Source organism: Sinomonas sp. G460-2, assembly GCF_047759905.1.
In the GTDB taxonomy this organism is placed as follows: Bacteria; Actinomycetota; Actinomycetes; order Actinomycetales; family Micrococcaceae; genus Sinomonas.
The window spans coordinates 1-8,426 of the sequence record NZ_JBKZWT010000158.1; the positions used below are offsets into that span (position 1 = coordinate 1).

The window sequence follows — 8,426 nt, forward strand, 5'->3', positions numbered from 1 at the left end:
GGGGTGTCGTTGGTGGTGGTGCGGATGCTGGGGAGGCTGTCGATGCCTCTGCCGCGGAGCCGGTAGCTGGCGCCCTTGAGGGTGAGCACGTCGGCGTGATGGACGATCCGGTCGATCATCGCGGCGGCGACGGCTTGGTCGCCGAAGACCCCACCCCTGCCGCTGAACGGCAGGTTCGAGGTGAGGATCAGCGAGGCATGTTCGTAGCGTGACGACACCAACTGGAAGAACAGGTTCGCGGCGTCCTGCTCGAACGGAAGGTAGCCGACCTCGTCGACGATGATCAGCCCGTAACGCCGCAGCCGCGCGAGCTCACGGGGCAAGTTCCCTTGCCGATGGGCGTCGGTGAGCCGGGTCACCCAGTCCGTCGCGGTCGCAAACAGCACTCGGTGCCCGTGGCGGGCAGCGACGATTCCGAGGGCGGTCGCCAGGTGAGTCTTCCCGGTGCCGGGAGGGCCGAGCAGCACCACATTCTGCGCTTCGAGCAGGAACCCGCCCGAGGCGAGAGCTGCGACCTGCTGCCGGACGGCGGGCTGCGCGTCCCAGTCGAAGTCCTCCAGCATCTTCCGCGCCGGGAACCCGGCGGCTTTGATCCGCAGTTCCGCGCCCGACGCGTTGCGGGCGGACACTTCGCGTTCGAGCACGGCGGCGAGGTAGTCCTCGAACGACCACCCGGCATCGCGGGCCTGGTCCGCCATCCGGGCGGCGGTCTCGGTGATCCGTGGTGCCTTCAACGCCCCGGCGAGGTACGTGATCTGCTTGACCGATTCGGGGCTGTTCCCGGCGGCCATCAGCTGAGCCCGCCGTCGATGATCCCGAACGCCCGGTCGTAGTCCGCGAGGTCCCGGGCGAGGTCGTCGCTGGCGACGGCAGCGGCGCGGGGTTGCTGGAACTGGCGGCGCAGCCCGGCGGCAGCGTCGACATGAGCTGGATCGGTGACCACCCGCCCGCGCGCCCAGAGCCGCGGATGGTCGGCGACGACCCGGCCTTCCAGCCGCACCCGCACCCGGTGCAGGTCCGCGGTCACGTCGACGATCCGGCCGATCGCGCGCGGGTCGACGGAGTAGTCGTTGGTGTCGATGCGGACGTAGTAGTCCCGACTCAACCGGAGCCGGTTGCGCCATCCCAGATGCAACGGGATCGGCGGCAACGGCAGCATCGCCGCGAGATCCGCTGCCAACCGGTCGACGGGTGAGGCGCCCAGAGTGCGCACGATCCGCCGGTTGGCGAAGGCCAGCCAGTCGGTGAACTGCTCGTTGAGGTCCGCCGGCGACGTGAACGAGCGACCCGGCATGAACGAGGTCTCGAACCAGCCGTTGCGGCGCTCCACCACCCCCGTGGACTCCGGATCCCGCGGCGGCAGCAGCACCAGCTTCGTCGCCAGCGTCCCCATGAACGCGTCGACCCCGTCGGCGTGACGTTTGCCGCGGCCGATACCAGGCTCGTTGTCCCAGAGCAGCCGGCGCGGCACCCGCCCCAGCTGCTCGATCAGCTCCCACGTCCCCAACAGCAGGTCCTCGGTCCTGCGGGTCGGGATCATCCGCCCAGTCGCGAACCTCGAGTGCGCCGGGGTGATCACCAGCACCGGCAACGACTTCGCCGACCCGTCCCCCAGCGGGATCTTCCGCGGCGGGAACCACAGGTCGCACTGCGCCGCGTCACCAGCCGCCCACATCAACCAGTCTGCCGGGTCGATGCGTCGCTGTTCCGGCCGCAGCCGGTTCACGTTGTCACGGAACCAGCGGATCGACCCGGTCCACCCCACCCGTTCCGCGAGCACCGTGGCCGGCATGTCCGGCGTCTCCCGCAGCAGTTCACGCACCCGCGTCTCGAACGGCGTGAACGACGTCGGCGCGGCCTTCCGCTCATATCGCGGCGGTGCGTCCGAGGCCACCGCCTTGATCACCGTCGTCCGCGAGATCCCCAAACGCTCGGCGATCCGCGCCTTCGGCTCACCCTCCGCGGCCAGCCGCCTGATCAGCGCCCAATCCTCCAACGTGATCACTCTCCAATCGTTGAGTGTTCACTTTTCAAACGCCGCTACTGTTCAGTTTTCGAGCGCCGTCGACAGGCTGGAAGCATCGCGTGAGCGAGGCTGCTTGAACACCAGATGAAGGCCTGACCGCCCGTTTGCCGATCCCTTATCGGGCACTTCGACAATCTGGCGGGGCTGGCGTTACGAAGTTGGCGCCTACGAAGGTTAGAGTCGACGGGGCGCGTCACGTCGTTGCTCGATCGCGGTTACGATTCTTCCTCAGTCTGGGCATCCTCTACCGCCCAGCTCATACCGTGGCTGATCCGATCCATTCGCTCCGCCCAGGCGTTGTCTTCTCGCTGGAGCAGCGTCGCGCCCGGGTCACCGTTTTTGAACCAAGTGAGCGCGATGTTCAGCGCGGTCCTCGATGTGTCGTCGGCATAGTTGCGGATGCTGTTTAGCGTGGTCTCTTTGAGAGGCAGACCATGGTTGACCGCGTTCCGAACGCGGCGATGCCGGGCACGGAGCAGGCCCGTTTCGCACCACATCTCCTCAAGTAACTGCCGCTCCCGGTCGGGGTCGGTGCAGATCGCAAGAGCATCTTCAAGGTCGGCGCGCTGGAGATCGGACATCGGAAGTGCGCGTATTTCGTCTTGGAGAGCAACAGCCTTCGCAACGGACACCAGGCGGGTTCCACCTCGGCTGTATTGGGAGATCTTCCGTTCGAGCTCTTGCCGACCCTCGTGGGGTTCGCGTGACCATGCTTCGTCGAATGGTGCCATCAGTTGATCAGCGATTCGAGGGCCGGCTTGGCTGAGGGCTTCTCGACGCTGGAGTGCGGTGGCCAACGTTCCCGGAGTCACCCTTAGCACGGACGCGATGAGTTCCATCGCGTGGTCCTCGAGCGCTGTCGCTATGCGAGGCGTGACGCGACGCGCGCCGTTGAAGAGAACGTCGCGATGATCAGTCATCCGTGCCTCACGTAACGAGGCCAGCGCTTCGACGAGGTGCTCGGGCATAGGGCCCTCGGTCAGGGCATCGCCGAGCTGATCTGCGACACTGCTGAGGATCTCGGCTGTGGCACCCATCCCGTAACTGTCATCCTCTAGCATCTGAGCGTCGCGGACACTCAGGCCTCGCGAATAGCTGCGAACCTTTCCGTCAAGTAGGACGATAGCTGCGTTCGCACTTTGCCAAGAGACGCCGCCTGCCTCGACGGCGACGCTCAGAACCGCCTCAATTCGGCGATGGGCTTCCTCCACCGCGCCGGCGACCTGCCTTTCCCCTAGGTCAACACGAACGAGGGTGAGTCGGTTCTCCAGTTTCAGCGATTCGACGTGGAGGTTGTCGAGCCAGGACACGTCCTTGCGGATCTCTCGAAGTTCGGCGCGTTCTGGGAAGTCGTTCAGCTCGACGTCAAAGGCGTTCGGAAGCGCCCAGTCGGCTTGGAGGAACGTCATCGGGCCTATAACCTCGCGCATCCGCGAGACAATGGCGCGGTAGTACACCGTCCACACGACTGTCCGACCCGCCGGTGCGGCGACGAGGATTTCCGTCGCCATCTCAATCCGGTGTGCTTCCGTCAGCGGCTCCGGAAGCTGTGCGTCGCGCCACCGGGCCAAGTCCTCCTCGGTGTTGACGAGCGTATCGGCGGCGTGGCTGAGCAATGAGAAGGCACCGTGTGCGGCGGGGCCGACTTGCGATGCGATGACTGCCGACAGCTTCCGCAATGCACGGCTGGTAACCCCGGCGACCTTCGCTGCGGCGCAGAGATCGCGGAACGCATCAGTGATGGCTATCTCTGAGTGCCACACCTCACCGAACCTAGTAGCCGCTGCAACGACGGCCTCTTGGTCAGCGACATCCTGAAGGTCATCTAGCAGAGGGACGATTAGCGCACCAAGCTGTCCCCCGATGGCTTCAGACTGTGCCTCAATCTCAGTCCGCAAGGAATCACGATTGTTCCTGGCGACCCTCGAATTCCACCCCGAAGCATCGACGGCTTGAGCGTAGTCGCCGAGTTCGGCGACCGCTTCACCGAGGGTGTATGGGGGGACGGCCCGATACGGAAGGGGAAGAACTTCCGCCACCGACAGAAGCCAGTCGCTGACGGTTGCTGTCGGCCGAACCCGCACCGCTTCATCTCCCATCGTCGATGGGTACATCTTGCCACCGACCAGCCACGGGAACTCCTCGTGCTCACGCTTGCCGGTCGCACCCGTGGGTCAGTGCCACGCGCCAGCTCTTGCCTGCGAGGCGCCGGAGAGTCCGTCGGGGGCCCGTCCGCAGTGACCGTTAGCCGGCCGGCTAACGGGACGGAGCTCGGCCCGACCGTCAGCGGTCTGCTCGCTGCATCCGAGCGGGGAAGGAGCTCGGTCGTGGTCGATCGCACCCCTGGCAAGTGTCGGTAATAATGTTCTCGACGTCATCGCGATTTTGGTAAATCATGGCGTATTCCTCAGGGTCGCTGTCTCATGGATGCTCCACACACCGTCAGCGCTTACGCCGGTGAAATCGGAGCGCCAGACGCCACTACTGTCTAAAGTAAAGCCGGCGATGCCGAAAGCCGTCGGTCCTTGAGGGACATGTCGATCCGAAGGCGAGTAATTCTTCTCGAGACCTTCGCCGATGTGGCTTGTCTGAGATTCGAACGGTGCGGTGCAGCCGTCGGTGGAAGACATATTCTCCATTTCCCCGGGCAGTAGATCCACGCCGTCTGGCCTTGCAAGGTTGAAAACAAGTATCGGTTTGTCTGGATAGCCAGTGAGGGAGACGTCAAAGTCACCAGGGATGCCAGACTCAAAGGTTTCGGTGGTCGTGAAATTGGCAGCGGGCTGGCAGCATCCTCCGGACTGCGGATCGCAGACTCCACCTCCCGCGCACGGAGCCGCCAACGTCGCGTGCTGATCCGTACTTAGCCAAGATGACGGCCCCCACGCCAACCCGCCGTGGCCGCTGTAGCTACTACCATTGTCCGGGCTAAGCGGCGTGGATGAAGTGAGGACGAATGATCCCTTCTTTTCAGTTGTTGTCTGGGCAATCTGGGCTCCGCAGGCATCAGTCATGGTGTCCGCAAGCGGCGGCTGATTGACCTCGATGTCTACTGTGTAGTCGAGGGTAAGAGCGTTCGACCAGTCCGTAATGGGAATCGCTGCTTTGGTGTTGAACATGTAACTGTTCGCGACGAGCATGGCAGTCTTTATTGCGACATCAGCAATCGGTAACCAACCGAGTGGAGTCTCTGATCCTGCTATTCCGAGAACCAACTCGATTGAGTTCGCCACCCAGTTCATGGCTCGGTCGATGGGATCACCTAAGGTGTTTGCGTTGATCGTTGCCTTGACGGTTCCGGTCCTCTTCACACTAACTGTTGCTTGAGTCTTGTCGGTATTTTGACGCGCCCCGGCAATGGTAATTGACGAACTTCCATCCGGATGGGTGACATCGCCTCGGCTCGGCGTGGATGGGTTGCCAGGAAATACTAGCGGTCCGCCTTCGACGGCCCACGAAACCTCGGCGCCGCCCCATGGCCCTGGTTTAGGCATACCGACATCAACCGAAGTCAGGGCAAGGACGTGTCGTAGGCAGTTCAGCCATTCTCCTTTGACTTCTCCCAATCCGAAAGTAGCTGTTAGGCCAGCGGTGCTTTGATCTTCGCTTGTGAGCTTGGTTCGGACGATCTTAGGTGCTGGAGTCGGAGCGATAGAGGCTTTGAAAGAGGAATAGGTTGACAGAAAATTCAGCACTGTCATAGCAGTACCAAGAACGGCCAGCCACGGCGAGGCTTTAGCGGTAAAAGTCTCCGCCTTTGATGCCACGATGCCAGCCGCCACCATTGTCAGAAACAAGCTCATCGCCGTCAGGCCGCTGCTCGTTACCCAATCTGGGATCGGGACGTTACACACGGGTGTGCTGTCGGAAGCGGGGCGAACCCTAGGCTTGCTGAGAGCGATGGGGAGTGCGGTTGTTGGTCCGGTTTGTGCTCCGGCTGATTGATGGCCCGTGCCTTCGATCCACGTCAGAGCGTCCCAGCTATCTCCCATGAGGCGTATCAAAAGCAGTGTGAATTGCACCGAGCTGAGCTGGTAGTCGGAATCGGACACTAGGGTCTGCGTCAGCGGTGGGCTACCGCGGGGAGCAGCGGCATCCATCGCAGCTCCCCAGGCGTGTTCAGACGGCGTTGTGGGAGAGCTCAAGCTACTCGCAAGATAGTTCTTCCAATCAGCTTCGGTTACGCCCCCGGATTCCGTGGCTTGGGCGACTGACTTGAGCAGCCCGTCAAGCGAAGAGGTGTCCTCCCGACTGAGGACGCTCTGCAAGCCAAGTGCCTGACCGGCATACAGCCACATACGATGCGAGGATTGCTTGGGCGCAAGGACAATCTTGTTCCCGAGAAAGGGGTCAAATACCGTCACGCCTATCGACTGGAGGAGCTTCAGCCAGTTCGACATACCGTCGGCCGTGGACGGCCGCGACGCTGACACAAGGGGAGCCGCCCAACTGACCGAGATCTCGGCTGCTTCTTCGTCTGTCCAGGGGGTGGCGCTCGCAACCTGTGGCAAGAGCTGACTGTCTGGAACGGCATCGGGCGGCATCGTGAAGCTGGGGGTAGGGCTGGCGCTAGGCGGCCCGGGTGCAGGGCAGCCCGTCACCGTCAGGAGGATGGTGACAATGAAGCAGAGGAGCTGTATCCAACGCAGGTTCTTGGTCACGATGAACCCCAGCCACACGACTTGACGAAAGAATGAATTGATTGTGCTGGACTGGAAACTTGACGTCAACGAACGAAGATTAGACGACAGTATTCGTCATCATATCTAGAGCAAACTATCACTACTCGCATCCCTGGCTAGATCGTGATGCTGCTGGTTTAGCGGCCCAGCCTTCGTGTGAGTCGGAGGTGGAGACTATTCAGCAGACCGGATGGGGGGTCCTAAGCCGGCCGGGGCTCAGGAAGCCACAGGTCGCTCGTGGTCCTGCTTTGCATTGAGCTTTGGCCCCTCGTACTTCCCCAAGCATCCGCTACGTCTCGCGGTCTCGCGCGAGCCCTCGAGGTGGGGGGAGTTGGCAGGTGGTGAGTACGTCGCGTGCGTTTGGGGTTCGTGCTCGATGTGGCATCAGGTGTGAACTGAGACGCATACGCTCTGGACCAGCGCCCGGTAAAGGATCCTCTTTCGAGCGTCGCCTATGCGTCTGCAACTCCCTCCTTCGGCGGTGACGCGGCGCCTTGCTGTGATTGTGGCCCCTATCGGTTGAATCGGCTTTCGGCTCTAGACTCGGGCCAGCAGGCGTGCGCGCACGAGGGGGACGCTGTGGAGCTTGGGCCGAGCGGTTCGCGGTTTTCGGACGACGGGCAATGGTGGTGGGACGGCCGCGGGTGGCTGCCCGCGGTCTCGATGGATCGCACGTGGCGGTTCGACGGGCAGCGGTGGCGGCGGAGCACGTCGTGGCGCGCGCCGTCTAAGTGGGCCCTCTTCTGCGCCCCCGTCTGGGCGTTCGTCCTGCTCGTCTGGGCGCCAATCGCTGTCGCCCCGCTGAGTACGCCTGACGGTGGAAGCGGGCCGGACCCGCTGGCGATCCTGCTCGCGGTCCTCGCGTCCCTGGTCGTCGCGACAGCGGTCCTCGGGTTCCTGTTCGGTGTTACAACCCAGCTCCGGTGGATCTGGGCTGCAGCCGTGCTGGGCACGTGGGCGCAGCTCGCCGGATATGTGATCGCGCAGCTGATGCAGCCGCAGCCTGGGGGCGCCGAGGACCACGCCGCGGCCGTGGGCTTGATCATGTTCTCGATGCCGACCCTGCTCGCGATCACGGGCCTGCTGTGGGCCGGGGCCGGTGCCGGGCGGCTCGCCCATTGGGTGCGACGACGGCGCTCTGCCGCGCTCACCGCTCGACGTTGAGGGATCGGCAAAACGGGCGGTCAGGCCTTCATCTGGTGTTCAAGCAGCCTCGCTCACGCGACGCTTCCAGTCGAGCGCGACGCCAGCCATCCAGACCGCACCAGAATTCGCCCCGACCAGGAATGCGAGTCCTGAGACGACCGTGAAAAACAAGTCACGGTCGAAAATACTGAAGATACTGGAGACCAGGAAGCCGCTTCCTCCCCACGAAGCCAACTCGAACGACGTGAATACGAGCCAGTAGGCAGGCACCACGCGTGCCATCGTCTGTCTAAATGTCCGCCTCGGAAGCCTCAGCTTGCGGAGCCGTTTCGAGTAGCCAGCTCCGAATATGGACACGCGGAGTCCAGCGAGATACGCGAAGAAGGTCGGAAGGAACAGTAGCCAGACCTCCCCGCCTGCCGCGACATCCGAAGTGAAAGACGCGGGATATACAGCAATCCGCACTGCCCCGGCTCCCGACAGCATGATGACGACCGCCGCACAGATGCCCATGAAGATACGCCGGCGAAGGGAGGCTTCGATGTCAGTAGGCGCGACGTCGCCATCCATGC

6 protein-coding genes are annotated in these 8,426 nt (G+C 63.2%); 1 reads left to right on the forward strand and 5 read right to left on the reverse strand.

Annotated elements, in window-relative coordinates; all coding sequences use genetic code 11:
* From istB to ACLN58_RS14140, 4 genes are all read right to left on the reverse strand, one after another.
* Positions 1-791, reverse strand: a 791-nt coding sequence (gene istB, locus ACLN58_RS14125) for an IS21-like element helper ATPase IstB (RefSeq protein ID WP_415855896.1), incomplete at its 3' end; no start/stop codon positions are given.
* Entirely contained in the window at positions 791-2,005 is a 1,215-nt protein-coding gene (gene istA / locus ACLN58_RS14130; RefSeq protein WP_415855897.1) for an IS21 family transposase, read from the reverse strand. The genes istA and istB, both read right to left, overlap by 1 nt.
* A 236-nt stretch (positions 2,006-2,241) precedes the next feature.
* Complete coding sequence (locus tag ACLN58_RS14135; RefSeq protein WP_415855898.1) at positions 2,242-4,125, reverse strand: hypothetical protein; 1,884 nt, start codon at positions 4,123-4,125, stop codon at positions 2,242-2,244.
* Between the two features lie 294 nt (positions 4,126-4,419).
* The gene (locus ACLN58_RS14140) at positions 4,420-6,687 is read right to left on the reverse strand and encodes a hypothetical protein (RefSeq protein WP_415855899.1); all 2,268 of its coding nucleotides are present in this window, start codon (positions 6,685-6,687) and stop codon (positions 4,420-4,422) included.
* A 600-nt stretch (positions 6,688-7,287) separates the two neighbouring features.
* Between ACLN58_RS14140 and ACLN58_RS14145 the strand changes: the two genes are divergently transcribed.
* A complete protein-coding gene (locus ACLN58_RS14145; RefSeq protein ID WP_415855900.1) occupies positions 7,288-7,872 on the forward strand; it encodes a hypothetical protein in 585 nt (194 codons plus the stop codon).
* A gap of 39 nt (positions 7,873-7,911) precedes the next feature.
* On the opposite strand, the gene ACLN58_RS14150 is transcribed toward ACLN58_RS14145, so the two are convergent.
* Positions 7,912-8,426: hypothetical protein (locus ACLN58_RS14150; RefSeq protein ID WP_415855901.1), on the reverse strand; the 515-nt coding region annotated here is incomplete at its 5' end.

What these genes read in the sequence shown, in the direction of transcription:
- ACLN58_RS14135 (WP_415855898.1), bottom strand. Translation starts at nt 4,125, where the DNA reads ATGGGAGATGAAGCGGTGCGGGTTCGGCCGACAGCAACCGTCAGCGAC.